Below are 21,338 nucleotides of genomic sequence, written 5' to 3' on the forward strand. Positions count from 1 at the left end.
TTTCTCAATTGGACGGTTTTATTAAAAGCATTTAATTGGGTAAATTAGCAAGGCAAAATGAAAAAATATATTCTATATTTTTTATCGGCTTTTATCACAATGTCACTTTCCGCGCAACGTGGAAAGGATGGTGCAGGTAACATTACTGCAGCAAATACAATTGTAAATGCTTATACAGCATTAACCGCTAACGCTAATACCGGCGCTACAAGTATTTCTGTTGCAAGCACCGCGGGTTATGCGATTGGTGATTTAATCATGATTATTCAAATGCAGGGGGCGAGTGTGAACTGCGGACGTGATACAATTTTCCCTGACTTTAACAGTTCTATTCCTACCAACACTACGTACGGTGCAATTACGAATTATAACAATGCAGGGAATTATGAATTCGCTCAAATTAACGCTGTTTTAAGTGCAACATCTTTTAGTTTAGATTGTGCGCTTCAAAAAAACTATACCGCTGCGGGTAAAGTGCAAGTTATTCGTGTACCGCGTTATTCATCGCTTAGTATCACCAGTGGATTTATTACTTGTCCGAATTGGAATGGAACTACCGGAGGTGTTGTTGTTGTAGAGTCGGAAGGAAATGTAACACTCACGTCAACTCCATCATTCAATGTTAGTGGTACCGGATTTAGAGGTGGTGCCGTAGAAAACTCTTCAACATTAGCCGGTGCAACAAAATTTGGACATGTGAGCGGTGTGGAAGGTGCTTACAAAGGAGAAAGTATTGCAGGCGATACCATTCGATACAAAGTATATTCAGGAGTTTTTTGCAGAGGATCTATTGCTAATGGCGGCGGCGGCGGAACATCACACAATGCAGGTGGTGGTGGCGGATCTAACGGTGGTAATATAGCGGCATATACAGGATTGGGAAACCCAACAGCTGGATTTAATGCTGCATGGAATTTAGAATTTGCCGGTTTCGCTACAAGCACTTCCTTTGGTGGCGGACGCGGTGGTTATTCTTTTTCTTCTTCCAATCAAAACCCATTAACGATTGGTCCTGGTCCCGGAGCAGGTTGGGGTGGTGATGGTCGCAGAAACATGGGAGGCTTTGGTGGCCGACCGTTAGATTATTCATTAGGAAAATTATTTATTGGAGGCGGCGGTGGCGCCGGAGATTCAAATGACAATTATGGAACACCGGCGGGTAATGGAGGTGGTATGGTTTATGTGTTGTGTTATGGAAACATTTCGGGAGCAGGCACAATTCTCGCAGACGGTGGTAATGGTGGTAATACAATTACGGGAGGTTCATGTACCGGTCGTGATGGCGCAGGTGGCGGCGGAGGCGGAGGTAGCGTAATTCTAAATATTGTTGGAACTACTAACTTAACTGCACCAACGGCTTTGTTTGCGCGTGGTGGCGCAGGAGGAAATCAAAATTTTGGTGCGCCATGTTTTAATTCAGAGGCTTATGGTCCTGGTGCCGGTGGTGGTGGTGGATATGTTGGTTATACAAATACACTTCCTGTTACGGCTGTAACCGGAGGCACCAATGGAATCGTTGCGGGTAATAGCGGACAGATTAGAACAAATTTTCCTCCGAATGGCGCAACAATGGGAGGCGCGGGTTCAACTTCAATAATCCCAACAGCGAATACTATTACAGCAACATCAGCGGTTACTATTTGCGTTAATAACGCGGCCACATTAAATGCAAGTACAAATGCGGCACCTGCTACTATTTTATGGTACCCAACTATTGCGGGCGGCAGCCCTATTGGTACGGGAAGTCCGTTTACAACTTCCGTAATAACAACTCCAGGTACTTATACAGTTTACGCAGGATATTGTCAGGGCGGAACCTATCGCGTGCCTTCTGTGATAACTGTCATAACAGGACCTACACTAACGGTCAACAGCCCTTCTATTTGTGCTTCTCAGTCAGCTACCTTGACAGCTAATGGCGCAACCACTTATACATGGAGTACAGCTGCTGTTTCAAACTCCATAGTTGTTAATCCGGCGGCAACAACAGTTTATACGGTTACAGGAACTATTGCAAGTTGTACAGCATCCATAACTGCCACAGTATCCGTTTTACCTTCACCAACAATCACAGTTAATTCTTCTTCCATTTGTAGTGGAACAAACGCCACATTAACTGCGAATGGCGTAACAAATTATACATGGAGCACAGGAGCGAATACATCATCGATCGTTGTAAATCCGGCATCAACTACCGTGTATACCATTACAGGAAACAACGGAGCTTGTAATGCGAGTCAAACATCAACAGTAACAATTTCTCCTTCTCCTACAGTAACAGCAAATTCATCAACTGTTTGTACCGGCCAATCAGCGACCATTACTGCAAACGGTGCTACAAGTTATACATGGAACACTGGACCAACTACTAACTCAATAGCAGTTTCTCCGGCAGCAACAACAATTTATACTGTAACAGGCAGTAACGGAAATTGTACTAACTCCACAACAGTGTCAGTGAATGTTGTACCAAGTTTAACTGTGAGTGCTACATCGGCTACTATTTGTAATGGAAGTACGGCAACCATTACAGCCAGTGGAGCTTCAACTTATACGTGGAGTACAGCTCAAGTATCCTCAAGCATTACACCTAATCCAACAACCACAACATCTTATACTGTTATTGGCGGAAGCGGTGCATGTACAGGATCGGCAGTTGCAACGGTTGTTGTTAATCCTCTTCCGGCTGTTACAGCCACAACTTCCAATGCAGTTATTTGTTCGGGGCAACAAGTTCAATTGAGTGCTGCAGGAGCAACGACCTATACATGGATGCCGGGCAGCTTAATCGGACAAACTGTTAACGTAAATCCTGCTGCCAGTCAGGATTACACCGTAACCGGTTCCGATGCAAATGGTTGTTCTGCGATCGCAACAACAAGTATAACGGTCAACAACACTGCTACATTATCGGTTACCAATGCTACGGTTTGTGCCGGACAAACAGCCACCTTAACAGCAAATGGCGCTGCAACTTACACATGGTTACCTTCCGGAACAACGGGAAGTTCTTTTACAGATAATCCTGCAGCTACTACAGTCTATACAGTAATTGGTGCCAATGGTTCATGTACAGCCATTGCAACGGCAACGATTGATGTGGGTTCCTCAGTATCTATCAGCATTAATCAGCCAACCATTTGTTCGGGCGGAAGCGCTACGTTAACTGCTACAAGTCCGGCTACAACATACACTTGGAGTACAGGTGCTACAACCTCAAGTATAATTGTTAATCCTGCAACAACTACAACATATTCTGTAGCAGGAAATGCAGGAAGTTGCAGCGCTTCAGGTTTTGCAACTGTAACGGTTAACAGCCCTCCTACATTAACGGTTAGTGGTGTTACATCTATTTGTGCGGGACAAACAACCACGCTTACAGCCGGTGGAGCAAATACCTACACCTGGTTACCGGGTTCTATTTCTGCTTCGTCGTTAGTTGTTAGTCCGGTTGCTAATACCGATTATACTTTAACCGGCACCGACGCTTTTGGATGCACTGCTATCACTACCGTTTCAATTACTGTTTCTGCAACAGGAACAATTAATATCACCGCTTCATCCGCTTCTGTTTGTCCGGGTGAAACAACAATATTAACGGCTAATGGTATTGCCCTAACATACACTTGGCTTCCTATGAATGTAAATTCAACAACAGTAGCAGTTACGCCATTAACCAACACAGATTATACTGTTGTATCTAACACAGGTGGGTGTTTTTCAAGTGGAGTGATTACAATTTACACCATTACAGCACCGGCCATTAATATTACAACTTCCGGAATTCCATTAGTGTGTAGCGGATCTTCAGTTTCTTTAACAGGAAATGGTTCTACATCTTATACATGGATGCCTGGTAACATTAATGCCAATTCAATTTTAGTATCTCCTAATGTAACGACAACTTATACCTTATTGGCCGGTAGTGGTTCATGTACATCAACCGCAGTTCAACAAGTAAGTGTAACAAGTGCTTTAAATATTACAGTTTTACCGGGTGGGGTTATCACCGTTTGCGCAGGACAATCAGCTACGTTAAGCGCTATTGGAGCAACGGATTATGTTTGGTTACCGGGTGGAACAACAGGAAATACTGTGACTGTTAAACCAAGTTCAAACACAACGTATACAGTTGTGGGCGCAACAGGCTCTTGTGTGAACACAAAAACATTTGCGGTTAATGTATCGAAAGTAAACGCGGATTTTGCGATTATGGATAACCAAAATGATAATTTCAATGCTATTCAGTTTCAGAATTTATCTTCAGGATTTACATATCACCAATGGTATTTTAATAATGGAACAAATACAGGTGCTTATGAGCCTAGTGTTTACTTTGGAGAACCAGGAACATACGTAGCTTGTTTGTACGTAAGAAATAATTTAGGATGTTCTGATACCTTATGCAAGCCCGTAACTGTTGGTTGTGCGGAGGGTGTTGTGTTTATTCCGAATACATTCACGCCAAATGCCGATGGATTAAATGACGTTTTCAAAATAGTAACTTTACCTCAGTGTATTAAGAAATATAGCATTAGTATCTACAATAGTTGGGGGCAGAAAATTTATACATCCGATAAGTTTGAGGAAGGATGGGATGGCACCTTCAATGGTAAATTGGTAGATGATAATGTGTATGCGTACATTCTTGAGTACACCATGGACTCGGGGAAAGCCTATCGTAAAACCGGTCATGTTACCGTGTATAAATAATGACTTTTATTAGTAGGTCACGTTATTCTTACAAGCACATAAATGATTAATTTTGTGCCAGTATGCAAGAGTTCAGGGAAAGCCTTTTAATTTTAATTACCACACCGATATACATCATTGTTATCGGTGGTGAAATTCTTTACAGCTATTTTAAGCAAAGACATTTATATAGCACCAAAGGTGTTTTGGCGAATATTTATCTTTCAGCTCTCAACTTTACGTTAGACATTGTATTGCGAGGGGTTTGCTTATGGGTACTCAATTATTTTTTTCAATTTAAGTTTTTTGAAATTCAAAATGTGATTGCGTATTGGGCTGTGTTGTTGTTAGCCGAAGATTTCATGTATTACTGGTTGCACCGAATTGATCATTACTGTCGATTTTTTTGGGCGGTGCATGTTACGCATCACAGCAGTGAAGAATTTAATTTAACCGTAGGATTTCGTTCTTCCGTTTTTCAACCTCTCTATCGATTCATTTATTTTATTCCCTTAGCCTTAATGGGCTTTAAAGGAATTGATATTATGTTCATGTATGCTGCTACGCAGATTTTCGGAATTTTGGTTCATACGCAAACAATAAAGAAGTTAGGATTTCTGGAGTACATCATTGTAACGCCTTCTCACCACCGTGTTCATCACGGAAGTAATATTCAGTATTTAGATAAGAATATGGGAATGCTTTTAATTATATGGGATAAATTATTTGGCACATTTCAGGCGGAAGATGATAAGGATCCCGTGAAATACGGACTCACTAAAAACATTGGGACCTATAATCCGTTAACTATGGTGTTTCATGAATGGAAAGCGATTTACAACGATCTCAAAAAGCAAACTTCATTCAAAAACAAATTAATGTATGTGTTCGGTCCTCCCGGATGGAGTCATGACGGTAGCACAAAAACATCTACGCAATTAAGACAAGAACTTCACCAAAACAAATAGCATGAAGCGTTTATTATTTATCGGCTTAATTTTTATTTCCTGTCATTCATTCTCGCAACTGTTGTGGCAAATTAATGCGGATACCGTTATCCAATATTATTACACTGACGGGGATGAATTTTCGGAATCGGAAATCAATCTCGATAAATGGAGTCATTGGTATGGTTGGGCGCGTAGTATCGCTTCCAATAAGGAACAACAATATTATACCGATTTCATGCAGAATCACGAATTAAAAAACGGCTGCCTATATCTTAACGTGAATAAAGAAAGCGTGAATGCAAAATTGGTAGACTGGATGAATGATAATGATACCATAAAGAGCGGCAAGAAATTTAACGGGTTAAATAAACGCGATTATAAGTATACAGCCGGAATGATTCAATCCAAGCGACAATTTAACAAGGGCTATTTCGAGATTAAATTTAAAGCACCTTCCGATAAAGGTTTGTGGCCGGCATTTTGGTTATATGGCGGAACTCCCAATGAAGAAATTGATATTATGGAGTTAAAAGGAGAAAGAGAAAATCAAACACACGTTGAAACACATTGCCAGGGTTGTGATATGGTGAGAAATCCTATCGGACAAAAAAGAAGTTTTGGCGGGTGGATTAAATTGGATGGAGATTTGGATAAGGAATTTAATATTGTTTCGGGTTTGTGGGAGAATGATGAAGTACGTTATTATATGAACGGAAGATGTATTGCTGTTTCTAAAGTGAAATTTGACAAACCAAAAAATTTGGTAGCGAATGTAGCAGTGGCGGATGATAACGGTCCGTTTCATCCGGGCCCGGAAAAGGAGGATACAAGTTTCGAACCAATGGTAATTGATTACATCAGAGTTTGGACAAAGGATGATGGGCAGGAAACACATTTAGTTGTAAACGCCAATGATAAGAATGCGCCTCCTGCTAATACCGACGCGAAGAGCAAACCTAAAATGCTCTATGGAAAAAAGAAGGATCATGAAAAGGATGGTATTTTTGTTTCTTTGGTTTACTCTGATCAAAATACCTTTAAACTTTATTGCAATGGTTTAGCCAAAAAAGAAACCTATACAGTGAAGTTTTTATTGGGAACAGAAGTGATTTTTGAAAAAACAGGTTCTGATAGAGAGCTTGATATTCCTTATGGTATTAAGCCAGGATTAAAAATTGAAGTGGAGTACAAGGGGAAGAAAGCCGAGAAGGTGTATTTAACGCGCTAATTCTTTAGCTAAAAAATTGGAGAAAGCAGTTGCGCCCGCTGTGTTAAAATGAGCCACGTCTTTCCAATAAGATTTGTTATTGAAAATAGAGTCGGGACCAACAATTACTTTACCCCATTGCTCGTACTCTTCTTTAAATGCCGGCAACTTGGTAGTGTTACCAAAGCTTGGCATAAAAATGAAATTAAGCTCGATGTTTTTCTTATCACATAATTTTTTTATTCGGCTAAGATAAAAACGGCTATAGCGGTATTCTAAAGCGTCTTTATCAATCGTTTTGTTTTTATTTAATTCTTCCTTGTAAAACTCTTCGAGTAATTCTTTTTCCATGACACGGTCAATATTGTTATAGCCGTGTAATTCGAGCTTGTATTTGTTTTTTTCTTTTTTCTCCAGGTTTAATTCACAACGGAGGTAATTTAAATTCATGAGTGAATGATTGTAAATTTCAGAAGTTATTTTTCCGTTTAAAGCAGGAATACCTTGTAAAATTTCGTGGCTGTTCGCTAAAAATGCAAACATAGGATGCGAAGTAGTTGATTCATCAGCGCGCACTTCTACAAATATCTTTTTTAAATTATTGTTTTTAGAAAACTCTTTACACAATAAAAAATCCAGATTGCGCCCGAACCGACAATACCCCGCGTTGTATAATTTCAATTTGTTCTTGCTATACTTATTTAGAGAATCTTCAATGAGTCCGTCGTTGATGCCATTCATGGTTTTAGAAGAGCCCACAAATAAATAATCCACTCCGACTGATTTAGTTTCTATACGCTTATAAAACAATTTACCCCTTGTGTCGCAATCGCCCTTAATGTAATTGTAACAAAATTCACGATCGGTATTTGTAAAGAAAATGATAGTCAGGCCGACGATAATCGGCAAGCTAAACAAAAGTATTTTCTTTATAAACCGCTTCATTAAAACTGAAAATAAATAAAATTAGGTGTGTTGTCGTAAACGCCTAGTAGCAGAATTAAAATTACAGCGTAATAGTAAGCGGAATATTTAATTAATTTTTTCGCAAAGAGGTTTTGAAAATAGCCTGGATTGATTTCGTTTAGGCGTTCCAATATAAATACAACGGCTAAGGCGGTGAACAACAAAAATAATTTCAACCGACTGATACCAAGAAATATTTTCAGCAAGGAAAATTCACTGTGGAATATTTTGCCCATCACTTCATAGGCGTTTTCCATATTAACAGCTCGGAAAAATATTAATCCAAACGCAACAATCAGAAAAGTAAAAATAATTTTAAAAGACTTGGGCAAATCAAATTTAAAACTGAACAATCGATTTAAGGCAGAGAGTATTCCATGATACAATCCCCAGGCTAAAAAAGTTCTTGAAGCACCATGCCATAGACCTGAAATTGCAAATACAAAAATGATATTGATGGAAGTTCTTAATTTACTTTTCTTATTTCCTCCTAATGGAATGTATAGGTAATCTCTGAACCAGGTACTGAGTGAAATGTGTCTTCTTCTCCAAAACTCATTGATGTTTTGTGCGAAGTAAGGGTTGTTGAAGTTTTTAATTAGTTCAAACCCGAATAAGCGAGCTACACCTCTGGCGATATCGGTATAGCCGCTGAAGTCGCAATAAATCTGAAAAGTGAAACATAAAGTCGCGATAATTAAATCACCGCTGCCATAATTTTCAGGAGAAGCAAAACCTCTGTCGGCAATTACCGCCAGATTATCGGCCAACACCACTTTTTTAAAAAACCCGAAGAGCATTAATTCTAATCCTTTTGCTGCCTGCGTGTAATTAAATTCTCTTCGGCGGTTAAACTGCGGCATCAGGTGATTCGCTCTCTCAATAGGACCGGATAACATTTGGGGGAAGAAGCTACTGTAACATAAATAAGTTAGTAGATTTTTCTCTGCAGGTGTGGTTCTACGGTACACGTCGATAGTGTATGCCATCGCTTGAAACGTATAGAAGCTGATGCCAAGCGGTAAAATAATCTGAAGAGTTAAATTGTCCGGATTACTCCCGATAAGATTGGCGAATTCGGTTACAAAAAAATTATAGTACTTAAAGAATAATAAAACGCTCAGATTTCCGGTGATGGAAAGAATGAGAAAAAATTTTCTTTTGCCGGGTTCTTGATGTTTTTCAATTTTTTGTGCAGCGTAAAAATCAATTAAAGAAGTGCCAATGAACATAAACAGGAATTTCCAGCTCCACCAGGCGTAAAAAAAATAACCCGCAAAAAGTAGTAATATATTCTGACGAGTGTTACTTTTGTTAAAGAACGACCAATAGAGGGCAAAAACCACTAAAAGGAAAATAACAAACTCTATGGTGTTAAAAATCATTTCTCGCTATTAAACAAATATATGGATTCACCCTCAATTCGGCATTTAAAATTACTCAAGGAATTGCTTTTGATTGAACGTGAAGAGGATTTTTTTCAATATAAGGAGCAGTTTTTAAAGGCGAATGTTGAAACGCGCCGTAAGAATGGTGTCACCTGGTATCCCATTCAAATATTAAATCAGGAATTAGGTTATGGCGATTTGTTACAGATCGAAGTTGAGCGCACCACGCATTTAGATGAAGCACATCAGTTCAGCACCGGTAAAAATGTAACTCTGTTTACCAATAAGGAAAAGGATGAAACCTATGAGATGACGGGTACGATCAAGCGTTCGGGAAAAAATAAAATGCTGATCATTTTGCATGGCGAGGAATTACCCGATTGGGCTTATGACGGTAAATTAGGCATCAATATTCAGTTTGACGATAACAGCTATACTGAAATGCAAAAGGCATTGGATATTGTTATCAATGCCAAGATCCCGATAGCTATCGGGAGTAAATTGGCCGAGTTGCGCGAAATCATGCAGGGTGAAATGAATCCTTCATTTGAAAAGCCGGATGAATCTATTCTCATTCCTAATTTAAATTTATCACAAAACCGCGCCATTCGCCATGCTTTATCGGCGCATGATGTGGCGGTGATACATGGTCCGCCCGGCACAGGAAAAACTACCACCTTAGTACAAGCTATTCGCCTGACATTACAAAATGAGAAACAGGTTTTAGTCTGCGCACCCACAAACACCGCTGTTGATTTGCTCACTGAAAAACTATTGGAGCAGGGGATAAGCGTTTTGCGTGTAGGACATCCCGCCAGGATATCAGAAGAATTAATAAGTTCCTCTGTTGACGGACAAGTTCAAAATCACCAATATTACAAAGACATAAAAAATTTGCGCAAGAATGCGGAAGAGTATTTCCGTATGGCCGGAAAATATAAACGAGTGTTCGGAAAAGAAGATGCCGCGCAGCGTGCCGCTTTTTATGCAGAGGCGAAGAACTGCATTAAGGAAGCGCGTTTATTGGAAGAACACGTAGTAAATTCTTTATTTGAAAGCGCGCAGGTGATATGTTGCACACCTGTTACTTCTACTAACAGAGGATTGCAAAAGAAAACATTTCAGACTTTATTTTTTGATGAAGCATCGCAGGCCTTGGAGCCAATGGTGTGGATTCCATTGATAAAATGCAACCGCGTTATTTTTAGCGGCGATCATTTTCAGTTGCCGCCTGTGGTAAAAAGCATTAAAGCAAAGAAAGAAGGATTGGACATTACGTTGTTGGACAGATGTATTAAGCTGGAGGGCGTATCCAGTTTGTTAACGCGACAATACCGCATGCATAATGCCATTATGAGTTTCAGTAACGCTTATTTTTACAACAATGAATTAGAAGCTGATATTACGGTGAAGGAGGTTTTATTGGATGCCACATCAGAGTCGGATTTGTTGTCGTTGCCGGTAGAGTTGATTGATACGGCGGGATGCAGTTTTGATGAAGTGCAAAATCCGGAGACGCTCAGTTTGTTTAATACCGGCGAAGCGGATTTATTATACAAGCATTTAAATTTATTGTTAGAGCAATATGCTTATTCGTACCCTGCGCAAAAAATTTCGGTGGGAATTATATCACCTTACAAAGAGCAGATTGAATTACTCAAAGAAAAACTGAGTGAGCAAAATATGGAAGGAAAACCAATCGACCATATTTCAGTTAAAACGATTGATGGTTTTCAGGGAGAGGAGAGGGATGTGATTTATATTTCTCTGGTAAGAAGCAATACGGAATCTGAGATTGGTTTTTTGAGTGATATCCGAAGGATGAATGTAGCTTTAACCCGCGCCAGAAAAAAACTGGTGGTGATTATGGATACCGCCACCGTGGGCAATCACCCCTTCTATAAATCATTTATTGAGTATTGCGAGAAAAATAATTTTTACAAATCCGCCTGGGAGTTTTTGTATTGATGCTCTTGGTAGTGTATTCTTCATTAAGAAGTATTAATATTCAAAAAGCACCTCATATGTTTTACCGTTTTTTTCTGTCTTAAGTTTTAATTCTCCTGTTTTTGTATATTTCAGAATTTGCCATTCGCAAAAATTGTAAATAGAAAAATCAGTAACCTTGTTATTGTTTTGTGGCGCGCTTGTTAGATGTAAATAAAGCCCTACTTTGTCCGATTTTTTTAATATAGTCATATTCCCTATGAAGTGAATTGAGGCTAGGTAATTTGTTTTGTTATCATAATCGATAATTTCACTATTAATATTAAACCCATAGTATGAGTTAAAAAAAGGAAGGCTATCAATGTTGTTAACTTTTAGATACTGCAGCCTTCCACCTTTAAATACTTTTTCGGGGTTTCTAAACCACAATGTGTTTTCCGGACATTTTTTACAGGTTGTAAAAAGAAGCACAAGGAGTAAAACCGGGATATGTGCTTTAAAACGCATTAATCTAATTTACGAAATTTATTCATTCTTTAAATTTTCTTCTTTATACGTATCATTACTAGTATGGTTTGTATATAGATTGAATACGATTAATAGAAATGTTATGCTTGGCATAAATGTTTTTATAATGGCTTTATCAGCATTGCTTTTTAAAAATTGTGGCACCAAATCGGTAAAAAATAATGATGTAAAGAGCAGATTTATAAATAATAATATTACAGCAAATCGATTGTTTTCTTGACTCAAACTCCAGATGCCAATACCGGTCATTGCAATAATATAGGAAGGTGATTCTGCTTTATGATTGAAAATAACAATCCAAATAAGCGTAAGGCACAAAAAAGATAAACGAAAACCAAATTTTGTGTGCTTTTTGAATTGAATCAATGGAAAAAGAAAAAGTAAAATACCAGCGGTGAGTATGTAGGTCTTATTTACTTTGGAACCTGCTAAAACATCAAAAAACCGATATACGCTATAGCTTTCTCCAACTTTATACAATGCAATTGTGTCATTTACGTCGCCATTTATAGTTTTGAGCCAATACGTGTAAAGTTTGAATAGGTCATCGAATCCGATTAAGATTGCAGGTAAGAGAAGGAATAGTGTTGACCATATCAATAAGTATAGAACAGACCGTAGTTTATTAGGGTAGAAAAGGAAAAGTAAACAGGCTGCAATCAGAAAAACTTTAATGAATACTCCGCAGCAAATATAGAAAGCAGCAGCGCTTGCATTGCCTTTTTCCATTGAGGTGAAGGATAAAATAGTTAGGCCGGCTAAAAGCGAATTCGTTTGGCAATTCTGTAAGGATAAAACAAGTTCAATAATTACAAAAAGCAGTAAATAAAGCATCTTTTTGTTTGAAAATCCTGGAATAGTTGTAATTGCATAAAGTAAGATCAATCCGTTTAAGAGATTCCACAAACTTAATCCTAACCAATCAGGCAAATAATAGAATAATCCCATAAATAAAGCAAACGTAGGGCTATACTTAAAAAGGTCGGCATACTTGTCAAGATGATAATCATAAGGATTCTGCCCGCTAATTAGATAAAAGAATGAGCTTTTAAAAATTATGTAATTGTTGTAAAAAGTGTAAACGCCACCCCAATAATGATTCTCGCCTAAAATAAGGTTTTGAAAAGTTACAATTAGTGATATCAAAACCATTAATAAATACCATATTGTTTTATTATTTGATATGTAATTAAGAGCTTTCAAAATGAATTATATTTATGGGTCAATATACCAAAATTTCCACTTAGCTTTATTGGAATTCCGCTCTTTAAGACAACTTCTTTACATCTAGCACTTGAGAAAAATGGACAAAAAAATCCCGAGCATAACCCGGGATTTTCAAATTAGAATTTTTATAAAATTATTTCTTCAACATCACATCCTTTACTAAAGAGTAAGTTTCTTTAGCGCCTAATTTTAATTCAACCACTTCTACGGCATCTTTAAATCCTTTTTTCTTTGCTGTGATGGTGTATTTCATACCGCCTTTTAAGGTGATGAAATATTCTCCGTTTTCATTCGTAGCAGTGCTTCCTACTTTAGCTCCCGCTTCATCGGTAAATTCTACATCTACTTCAGCCAATCCGTAACCTTCGTAACCATCACGTACAGTTCCTTTTAAAATGCTTAAACCGTTATTGCTTTTTACTTTGCCGTCTTTTTCCAATACAGCATAATTACTTAAATCTACCATGTAAATATCGCTTTCACCCAAGCCTCCATCTCTGTTACTTGCAAAATAACCGGTTTGCGCATCAGCGCTTACTACAAATGGTCCGTCGCGTTTTTCGCTATTGATCGGATAACCTAAGTTAACCGGCTTGCTCCATTTACCGTTTTCAAATACGGTTTTAAAAATATCGTAATCGCCCATGGAGCCTTTTCCGTTAGAGCAGAAGAATAATGTTTTTCCGTCCGGCGCTAAGAATAAACCTACTTCATCAAAAGGAGTGTTAATGTCGGTTCCTAAATTCACCGGTTTGCCCCATTCGCGTTTTGAAATTCTTTCGGCCATCCAAATATCAGAGCTGCCGCTACCACCCGGGCGCTCACTAGTAAAAAATATTTTTTTACCATCCGGCGAAATACAAGCGCCACCTTCCCAATAGCTGGTGTTAATTGGCTTGGCTAAATTTTCAGGTGTACGCCATTTACCGCTTACGATTTTAGACACATAAACATCTCCACCACGTGATTGGGGATCTTTTAAATCATTTTTGTAAATGTAAATCTGTTTACCGTCAGCCGAAATACTTGTACAAGCATCATGCGCATCGGTATTAATAGAGCCCGGTACACCATCAGCGGTTTTCCATTTTTTAGCTACTGTATCGAAATCGGAATAATAAATATCCTGAAAAAATTTTCCGTCACCTTCCACATCAACAGGTGCATTAGTAGTTTCAGGGCGGCGTGTATTAAATACTAAACGCATTCCGTCTGCTGAAATAGCCGGCGATTGATCATCATATTTGCTGTTGATCTCCGGACCCATATTTTCAATTTTAACATCAAGCGGAGCGGCAATTAAAGTTTTAGCTGTGTTACATTGATCAATATAAACATCTGCGTCTTGTTCTTCCGATTCTTTTGCAGTGGCTTTACTTTTATAAGCTTGTAATTCGGTTAAAGCTTCATCATACTTTCCTTTTAACTGGTACACGCGACCTAAATAATATTGCGATTGATATTTAATGTCTCCGTTTTCTTTGGCTTTTAAAAATGTTTCTAATGCTTTATCGTAATCTCTCAAGGTAAAGTGACACTCGCCAACGTGATGTAATACGGTGGCGTCTTTAGGGTTTTTTGTAAGGACTTCCTTATAAATATTGAGAGCCTCCACAACTTGTCCGCCTAAGAATTTTTGCTTGGCAAGCGCCATTTTTACCTGGTCGCCGGCATCCAAAGGCTTTCCGAAATAGCTGTTGGCTAATAATAAACTTAATACTAAAAATAGACTTCTTCTTAACATCATTATATTGGTATTTTACCTAGTAAAAATAAAAAATATTATCAATATAGCAGCGAAAATCAAATAATTAGTATATTTAAGGGTATAAATTATGGGTATGAAAAAGGTCATTTTTGCTGCAATTTTAGCTTTAACAGTTTTTTCTTGTGTAAATAAGGTAGGTCTCCCTCCAAAAGAGGTTGCTGTAACTCCGGATGCCTGTGATTCTATTAAATATTCAGTAGATATTCAACCTTTGTTAAGTGCTCGTTGCGCGGGTTGTCATTCTGCCTCGCCTAATTTTGCGGTGTATGCCGATACAAAAGCAAAGGTAGATGACGGAACTTTTAAGAACCGTGTTCTTACTCTAAAAGATATGCCATTAGGCGGACCGGCATTAAGTCAATCTGACTTAGATAAAATTAAATGTTGGTTAGATAAGGGAGCTCCTAATAACTAGGCTTTAATCCCCATTAACTTAATTACTTTTTCTACATCTTCCGGTATGTCGATGCAATGACTATCGTGCAATGTTTCTGCACATTTGATTTTAAATCCGTTTTCAAGCCAGCGTAATTGTTCCAGTGATTCTGCTTTTTCAAGAGAAGAAGGTTGAAGTTTAGTTACTTTCTCCAATACATCCTTACGGTAAGCATACATACCCACATGGCGGAAATAATTAAAATGCTTATGCCATTCTTTTTCATCCACACCTTTTATGAATGGAATAACCATGCGACTGAAGTAAAGCGCTTCGTTATTTGTATTCAAAGTAATTTTTACTTCACCTTTATCAAACAGAACATCATGGCTATTGCATTTAATCATAAGGGTAGCTAGTTCAGTATTACCATTACAAATATTAGCCAGTAAATCAATTTGTGATGGGTCGATAAAGGGCTCGTCACCTTGGATGTTGATGATGTAATCAAATTCTTCTCCGAAGTTTTTATATGCTTCAAAACAACGGTCGGTACCACTGGGATGCTCTGCTTTAGTCATTACAACCTTGGCGCCAAACGACTGAGCATGTGAGGCAATACGTTCATCGTCGGTAGCGATGACGATTGAAGTAAGTTTTTTGCTCTTGGAAGCTTGCTCATACACCCGGTGCAGCATACTTTTTCCTAAAATATCGATTAGGGGTTTGCCCGGAAAACGGGTGGAAGCATAGCGAGCGGGAATAATTCCTAAAATTTTCATTTGCGCTGTTTAATTAAAAAACTTAGGATTAAATTTATGGAATATTTTGTGAGAAGGCTTCTTATTATATTCTTTTTTATTTACAGTTTAGGCGTAATAGCTCAGGATATACGTCCTGCTAAAGTTATTACAGAAATGCTCGACTCCATTAGTCACATGAAAACCGTGAGGTTTAAAGTGAAGGCTCTAGAACGAACTGAAAGCGGTTATATTTCGGCGGTATCTGTTTCTAAAATAAACATTAAGCCTCGTCAATTGTATTTTGTGAATCCTGAAAAAAAATTAGAGATACTTTATGTAACAGGTAAATACGATAACAAAGCCGTGGTAAAGCCGCATGTTTTTCCTTATGTAACCATGCATTTAAGTCCAACCGGAAACATCATGCGAAAGAATCAGCATTACACCATACACGAATTGGGTTTTGATTTTATCGGACGAACCATTGCTTTGGCGATTAGCAAAGAAAAGGAAAACATGCTGAAAAGCCTTTCTTACATTGGGAAGCACGAAAAAAACGGGTATCAATGTCACATGGTTGTTTATGAATCGAGTGCATTTAATTTTTTCACCTATGAAGTTGGACCTAAGGAAACCGTTACAACAATTGCGGCCAAGTTTAATGTGAATGATTATTTACTCCGTTTTAAAAATAACTTATTTAATGATTTCGGTTACATCAAACAAGGCACCAAATTACAGGTGCCTAATTATTATTGTAAGCGAGCTGTTTTGTACATTGATGAGAAATCGATGTTACCAGTGAGTGTAAGTATTTATGATGATAAGGGATTGTTTGAGTGTTATGATTTTTATGACATCATCTTAAATAAACCCATCGATCCTGCTGAGTTTACCAAGGAGTACAAAGGCTATCACTTTTAGATTTTGGTTTCGCCGATTACATTATTGGATACAGTGTAGTAAACCGGCTTGATGCCTCTTCTTAGTTCAATGTAATTTTTGTATTTGTCGGAGTAGCCGGTGCGCTGCTTTATCACTTCATTAAATAATCCGTACGCATCAATCAGTGTTTCGCAAATATGGCGAACCGGGTTAGAGCCGGCTTCGGCGTAAATGATAATATCGGCTAATTTATTTTTGATGACGTAATTGGCGAAGTGCGGAGCTGAATGTCGCGCAATAAAAATCCGCAAGCCACATTCTTTGGCAATGCTTAAATCCAACACATCATCAAACACAAAGGCCAATTGATTTAAAGTACAATTGTGCGTGAGGCAAAAGTGACGAGCTGCATCAATCTTATTAGCTATTTTAAAATAGTTTGCATGAAAGCATTCGCGATTGGTGAAGGTGAATGCCGCTTTGTTGTTTTCGCCGGAAATAATGGCGGTTAAAGGGTGATGAGAATTTTTTAAATAATAGGCAAAACGCAAAAGATTAGTCCCCATCGAATCAATTTCGTTGAATCGGCTTTGCAATTCAAAATCTTTTTCTCCGTTGGTAAAAACACCATCCCAATCAAACACAAATGCTTTTACAGCGTTTAATTTTTTTGTGAGAACTGCTTTTGTGCAGAGTAGTTTAAGTGATGTGTTTTTCTTTGCCATTTTATTTTAAAAAGAAAGCCGCACTGAGGCGGCTTAAGTTTATCCTTTCATGTCTTGTATATCGAGCATACCTACAGGTTTTCCTCCGTCGGTTACTACAATCGTATCTACATTTGTTTTCTTGAATAAAGAATTTGCTTCATTCAATAATACATTTCCGTCGATTGAAATTGGATCGCGGTATTCAAGGTCAGATAATTTTTTATTTAATACATCACGTCCTTTATCCATGATTAATTTTCTTAAACCGCCATCGGTAAACACACCTTTAATGCTACCATCGGCTTTTGTTACAGTTACTGCGCCGTAACCAAATTCTGTCATTTTAATAATAGCATCAGTTAAAGAAGTATTTTCGCTAACCACCGGATTAATTCCTCTGATTGCTTCTTTTACTTTTACCATCATTAAACGTGTATCCATAATGAATTGATCGGTTCCAACCGTTGTGAAGTTGTTTTCGGTTAGCTGCTTCATCACTTTTAATGGAACTGTAATGGTGTGTACACCTATGTTTATGGCATTTCTTACGTGCTCGGCATGACGAACAGAAGAGAACATGATCTTTGTATCATATCCATATAAATCTACAGCATTAACGCACTGTTCTACTAATGCTAATGCATCATGTCCCTGATCTTGTAAACGACCAACAAGCGGACACACATAAGTAGCGCCGGCATGCATTGCCATATAAGCTTGTTGTAATGTGTAAACTAAATGCACATTCACTAATAGTCCTTTATCGCGAAGTAATTTACAAGCGCGAACACCTTCTAAAGAAACCGGAATTTTAAATACTGTTTTGTTTTTATCTAAACCCAATGCTAATTGACGCTCTGCTTCCGCTAGAATTTCTTCTGCAGTGTTACCTAAAGCTTCAATCTGAAGTACCGGTACCATTTTGCTTAATTTTACAATGGTTCCATCAATATCTGTAATCCCTTCCTTTTGCATAAAGGTAGGGGTGGTAGTTAATCCGTTTAAAAAGCCTAATTTAAATCCTTCTTCAATTTCCTTTAAATTGGCTGAGTCTAAGTATAATTCCATATTAATTAAATTTTCAAGTTCAAAGAAACTAAAATTTTAGCGTATAAAAAAGAAAAGCCGCCTTTTTGGGGCGGCTTTATATTAAGAGTGAGGCAATTACTTGTTAATTACCATGCGTTTAGTGATTTTAGACTCACCTGCATTTAAGGTAACAAAGTAAATACCTGAATTTAAACTTCCGCAATCGAAATTCACTTTATGTTTACCCGGAGCAAACTTTTGTTCGTTTCCGCTATAAACTAAAGCGCCAAGGCTGTTATAAATCTGAACCTTTACGGCACCTTCGTTCTTTAAAGTAACGTTAACAAAAGCATTGGTGTTCGCAGGATTTGGAAATACATCGCTGGCACTTTCAATTACCGATTTGTTTTCGCTTACACTTAAATAAGAGTTATATCTCATGGTAAAAGTGATGGTATCGCCTGCTGTAACCTGATTGAATACTTTATAGCGTACATCATATTGCCCAAGGCTAGAAGCCTCTTCTAAGTAAATAACGAAAGGCATACCTTCAGCATCTGAATTTGAATTTGGAGGAAGCACGGTCATGTCTGCCACCAAAGTTTGAGTAGCTACACTGTTATCATAACAAGTAGTACCCACGCACATATAAGTTTGCGGCGACACTGATGCACCACTAACTACTAAAGGAGGATTATTAAACAAAATCGTTCTGATCACATTGTAAGTATGCGTGTTTGTTGAGCTCAGGTTAGTAATACGCAAACGAATTTTTTCTTGTGAATTCGCGGTCGTTGTGAAACTCATTACATCATTAGTGTTAACAGTACCTGTTATTGAGGTACCTGTTTGATTTACTTTATACAACGCAAAAGATTGCGCTTTAATTGTAAAAGCTGATAATGCAATAAGTGATAAAAGAGTAAATATTTTTTTCATGCGTTATTTGTTTTAATTTAATACAAATTTAAAAAACAAAAGCCGACCTAAGGCCGGCTTTTGCTAATAATTGTGTTAATTATTTAGAAATAGTTAATTTCTGAGTAGCACTACCTTTTGAAGTAGTCATGTTGATGTTATATAAACCGCTAGCCCAGTTTTCAGTATTTAAATTGATGTTGTGTGAACCTGCATCAAAAGACTTAGTTTCGTTATACACAACCTGGCCTAAAGCATTAACGATAACAATGTTTACGTTTTCGTTTTGAGCCATTTCAATATTGATGTTAGCAGCGTTAGAAGCCGGATTTGGATAAACATTTACGTTAGAAATGTTGATACCTTCAGTTCCGATTCCTGCTGTAACAGATGACTTATACCATTTGTTTTCGCCAGAACCGTACATACCATTACTTGTAATGATGTTTGTTCCGCCTGATTTTAAGATGTAGTTACCCGCGCCAGCACCAGCGTTGATACCATCACCATAAGAATCCTTCACGATTAGCTTGTAGCATTTTGCTTGGTTAATCACAAAAGTGTGAGTATGTAACTGAGTACCATTTGCGCCTAATAATGGATAAGTACCTAATGCGATAGTAGCGCCCGGAACCGCAGTCATTGTTTGCTCATCATAAACACCCCAAGAAATTTCATCACCGTAACGGTCTTGAGTGAAATCCATTTGCATGTTTAACATATTAGCAGTAACTGTAGTTAAAGGAATATTGTTTTTAGAAGCGATATCGTTAGCTGTATTTTGATCAGCTGAACCGTTAACTGAAACAACACTAATAGTTAAAGAGTTTGTTGTAACAGGAGCGAAGTTAATTGTAGGTAATTGGATAGAAGGAGAAGTTGCTAAAGCATTAACAGAACCTGTCCAAGTAAAGTTAGTTGGAGCACTTCCGTTAATTGAATAAGCGAATACTGCAGAAGTTGCAGTTACACTTCCAGAGTTAGTAAACTTAAAGCTACCGTTTAATTTAGCATCACAAACTTGAGCGTCAGTTACTAAATTGTTAGCAGCAACACCTAAGTCTAATGCATTTGGAATACCAGTCATTGTAATTGGTCCGAATGCAGCGGTTCTGATTTGAGTTTGACCATCAGCAACAAAAGCAATTAACTGAAGGTTACCTAAGTTACAAACGTTTGTGTTAGTTCCTGCACCAAAAATTGAAGGAACAGTGTAAGAAATAATTGGACTGGTATAAGTGCTACCTACAGTTGTTGGAGCAACAGGAATACCAAATGAACCTGTAGTGATTACATCACGTAACATGTGTTGGTGATTGTAAGAACCATCAGGATTTGTCATTGCCGGGTAATAAATAGCACCGGAAGTTTGTGGACCAACTACCCAATCTTCTAATAAAGCAATGGTTAATGAATTAGTTGGAGCAGTGCTATTTGCTGTATAATAAACTTGTGCTTGTACTTGTAAAACACGAGTTACAGCGTTTAATGTACCTTGTAAAGCCACGTTAACACAAGAAGTTTGTGATAAAATAGTATTTACGTTAGTTGCCCAAGCGCTACGGCTGTGAGCCATTGCAGTTCCTGAGAAAATGTTACGGTTAATAGCACCTGTAGGGTAACCTGTAATTCCCATTCCTGGCATACCTGCGATTGCGTTACCATCTGCAACACGGTAATCAGGTTGTGTTCCGCTTGGAGTAGCATAACCACCAGTGTGGATGTTTACTAAAATCACATCACCAGCTGGTTTTGAAGCTTGGATCTGAGCTGCAATTTTATGCCCATCAGGACAGTATTGACAGTTAATACCGGTAAATTCTTCTAAAACAGCCTTTCTGTTTTGAGGAGCTGTGCTCACCGGAAGCTGAGCAAACATTGAGCTAACCGCTCCTGCTGCTACAATCGTAAGTAATTGTTTTTTCATTTGTATTTAGTTATTTGGTTTTTAAATTTAAATTGGTTTAGTAAATGTAATTAAAACAAGATACAAAATCAATCTTTCAG

At 37.9% G+C, this 21,338-nt stretch carries 16 protein-coding genes; 6 read left to right on the top strand and 10 right to left on the bottom strand.

Annotated features, from left to right (window positions below):
• Positions 1 to 57: 57 nt before the first annotated feature.
• The 3 genes from J0L69_03280 (at position 58) to J0L69_03290 (ending at position 6,870) form a co-directional block, all read left to right on the top strand.
• Positions 58 to 4,713: a gliding motility-associated C-terminal domain-containing protein gene (locus J0L69_03280; protein ID MBN8692189.1), complete on the top strand. Its 4,656-nt coding sequence runs from the start codon at positions 58 to 60 to the stop codon at positions 4,711 to 4,713.
• A gap of 62 nt (positions 4,714 to 4,775) precedes the next feature.
• The gene (locus J0L69_03285) at positions 4,776 to 5,660 is read left to right on the top strand and encodes a sterol desaturase family protein (protein MBN8692190.1); all 885 of its coding nucleotides are present in this window, start codon (positions 4,776 to 4,778) and stop codon (positions 5,658 to 5,660) included.
• Between the two features lies 1 nt (position 5,661).
• Positions 5,662 to 6,870, top strand: coding sequence for a glycoside hydrolase family 16 protein (locus tag J0L69_03290; GenBank protein MBN8692191.1), 1,209 nt, complete (start codon positions 5,662 to 5,664; stop codon positions 6,868 to 6,870).
• Here the strand turns inward: J0L69_03290 and J0L69_03295 are convergent.
• Together J0L69_03295 and J0L69_03300 are read right to left on the bottom strand one after the other, a co-directional pair.
• Positions 6,859 to 7,623, bottom strand: a complete 765-nt coding sequence (locus J0L69_03295; protein MBN8692192.1) for a hypothetical protein — start codon at positions 7,621 to 7,623, stop codon at positions 6,859 to 6,861. The genes J0L69_03290 and J0L69_03295 overlap by 12 nt on opposite strands.
• 170 nt (positions 7,624 to 7,793) lie before the next feature.
• Entirely contained in the window at positions 7,794 to 9,200 is a 1,407-nt protein-coding gene (locus tag J0L69_03300) for an MBOAT family protein (protein MBN8692193.1), read from the bottom strand.
• Positions 9,201 to 9,221: 21 nt separating this feature from the next.
• On the opposite strand from J0L69_03300, the gene J0L69_03305 reads away from it, so the two are divergent.
• Complete coding sequence (locus J0L69_03305; protein ID MBN8692194.1) at positions 9,222 to 11,171, top strand: AAA family ATPase; 1,950 nt, start codon at positions 9,222 to 9,224, stop codon at positions 11,169 to 11,171.
• Positions 11,172 to 11,204: 33 nt separating this feature from the next.
• On the opposite strand, the gene J0L69_03310 is transcribed toward J0L69_03305, so the two are convergent.
• From J0L69_03310 to J0L69_03320, 3 genes are all read right to left on the bottom strand, one after another.
• Complete coding sequence (locus tag J0L69_03310; protein MBN8692195.1) at positions 11,205 to 11,579, bottom strand: hypothetical protein; 375 nt, start codon at positions 11,577 to 11,579, stop codon at positions 11,205 to 11,207.
• A 96-nt stretch (positions 11,580 to 11,675) separates the two neighbouring features.
• Positions 11,676 to 12,824, bottom strand: coding sequence for a DUF2029 domain-containing protein (locus J0L69_03315; GenBank protein MBN8692196.1), 1,149 nt, complete (start codon positions 12,822 to 12,824; stop codon positions 11,676 to 11,678).
• Positions 12,825 to 13,038: 214 nt separating this feature from the next.
• Complete coding sequence (locus J0L69_03320; GenBank protein ID MBN8692197.1) at positions 13,039 to 14,652, bottom strand: PD40 domain-containing protein; 1,614 nt, start codon at positions 14,650 to 14,652, stop codon at positions 13,039 to 13,041.
• A 94-nt stretch (positions 14,653 to 14,746) separates the two neighbouring features.
• On the opposite strand from J0L69_03320, the gene J0L69_03325 reads away from it, so the two are divergent.
• On the top strand, positions 14,747 to 15,088 hold the full coding sequence (locus tag J0L69_03325) for a hypothetical protein (protein MBN8692198.1): 342 nt from the start codon (positions 14,747 to 14,749) through the stop codon (positions 15,086 to 15,088).
• Here the strand turns inward: J0L69_03325 and kdsB are convergent.
• The gene (kdsB, locus tag J0L69_03330; GenBank protein MBN8692199.1) at positions 15,085 to 15,831 is read right to left on the bottom strand and encodes a 3-deoxy-manno-octulosonate cytidylyltransferase; all 747 of its coding nucleotides are present in this window, start codon (positions 15,829 to 15,831) and stop codon (positions 15,085 to 15,087) included. The genes J0L69_03325 and kdsB overlap by 4 nt on opposite strands.
• Before the next feature lie 48 nt (positions 15,832 to 15,879).
• Between kdsB and J0L69_03335 the strand changes: the two genes are divergently transcribed.
• Positions 15,880 to 16,716 carry a DUF1571 domain-containing protein gene (locus tag J0L69_03335; protein ID MBN8692200.1) on the top strand — a complete coding sequence of 279 codons (837 nt, stop codon included), beginning with the start codon at positions 15,880 to 15,882 and terminating at the stop codon, positions 16,714 to 16,716.
• Here the strand turns inward: J0L69_03335 and J0L69_03340 are convergent.
• The 4 genes from J0L69_03340 to J0L69_03355 form a co-directional block, all read right to left on the bottom strand.
• Positions 16,713 to 17,402 (bottom strand): phosphatase, encoded by a 690-nt coding sequence (locus J0L69_03340; protein MBN8692201.1) that lies wholly within the window; start codon positions 17,400 to 17,402, stop codon positions 16,713 to 16,715. The two genes, J0L69_03335 and J0L69_03340, sit on opposite strands and share 4 nt — an antisense overlap.
• A 39-nt stretch (positions 17,403 to 17,441) precedes the next feature.
• The gene (locus J0L69_03345) at positions 17,442 to 18,452 is read right to left on the bottom strand and encodes a CBS domain-containing protein (protein ID MBN8692202.1); all 1,011 of its coding nucleotides are present in this window, start codon (positions 18,450 to 18,452) and stop codon (positions 17,442 to 17,444) included.
• A 96-nt stretch (positions 18,453 to 18,548) separates the two neighbouring features.
• Positions 18,549 to 19,352 carry a T9SS type A sorting domain-containing protein gene (locus J0L69_03350; protein MBN8692203.1) on the bottom strand — a complete coding sequence of 268 codons (804 nt, stop codon included), beginning with the start codon at positions 19,350 to 19,352 and terminating at the stop codon, positions 18,549 to 18,551.
• A 79-nt stretch (positions 19,353 to 19,431) separates the two neighbouring features.
• The gene (locus J0L69_03355) at positions 19,432 to 21,258 is read right to left on the bottom strand and encodes an Omp28-related outer membrane protein (protein MBN8692204.1); all 1,827 of its coding nucleotides are present in this window, start codon (positions 21,256 to 21,258) and stop codon (positions 19,432 to 19,434) included.
• Positions 21,259 to 21,338 lie beyond the last annotated feature (80 nt).

This window comes from Bacteroidota bacterium (genome assembly GCA_017303905.1).
Classification (GTDB): domain Bacteria; phylum Bacteroidota; class Bacteroidia; order B-17B0; family Aurantibacillaceae; genus JAHEYG01.

Excerpts from the sequence above, each read along its gene's own strand:
- J0L69_03280 (MBN8692189.1), top strand. The coding sequence starts at position 58 with ATGAAAAAATATATTCTATATTTTTTATCGGCTTTTATCACAATGTCA.
- J0L69_03285 (MBN8692190.1), top strand. The coding sequence starts at position 4,776 with ATGCAAGAGTTCAGGGAAAGCCTTTTAATTTTAATTACCACACCGATA.
- J0L69_03290 (MBN8692191.1), top strand. The coding sequence starts at position 5,662 with ATGAAGCGTTTATTATTTATCGGCTTAATTTTTATTTCCTGTCATTCA.
- J0L69_03300 (MBN8692193.1), bottom strand. The coding sequence starts at position 9,200 with ATGATTTTTAACACCATAGAGTTTGTTATTTTCCTTTTAGTGGTTTTT.
- J0L69_03305 (MBN8692194.1), top strand. The coding sequence starts at position 9,222 with ATGGATTCACCCTCAATTCGGCATTTAAAATTACTCAAGGAATTGCTT.
- J0L69_03320 (MBN8692197.1), bottom strand. The coding sequence starts at position 14,652 with ATGATGTTAAGAAGAAGTCTATTTTTAGTATTAAGTTTATTATTAGCC.
- J0L69_03325 (MBN8692198.1), top strand. The coding sequence starts at position 14,747 with ATGAAAAAGGTCATTTTTGCTGCAATTTTAGCTTTAACAGTTTTTTCT.
- kdsB (MBN8692199.1), bottom strand. The coding sequence starts at position 15,831 with ATGAAAATTTTAGGAATTATTCCCGCTCGCTATGCTTCCACCCGTTTT.
- J0L69_03340 (MBN8692201.1), bottom strand. The coding sequence starts at position 17,402 with ATGGCAAAGAAAAACACATCACTTAAACTACTCTGCACAAAAGCAGTT.
- J0L69_03345 (MBN8692202.1), bottom strand. The coding sequence starts at position 18,452 with ATGGAATTATACTTAGACTCAGCCAATTTAAAGGAAATTGAAGAAGGA.
- J0L69_03350 (MBN8692203.1), bottom strand. The coding sequence starts at position 19,352 with ATGAAAAAAATATTTACTCTTTTATCACTTATTGCATTATCAGCTTTT.
- J0L69_03355 (MBN8692204.1), bottom strand. The coding sequence starts at position 21,258 with ATGAAAAAACAATTACTTACGATTGTAGCAGCAGGAGCGGTTAGCTCA.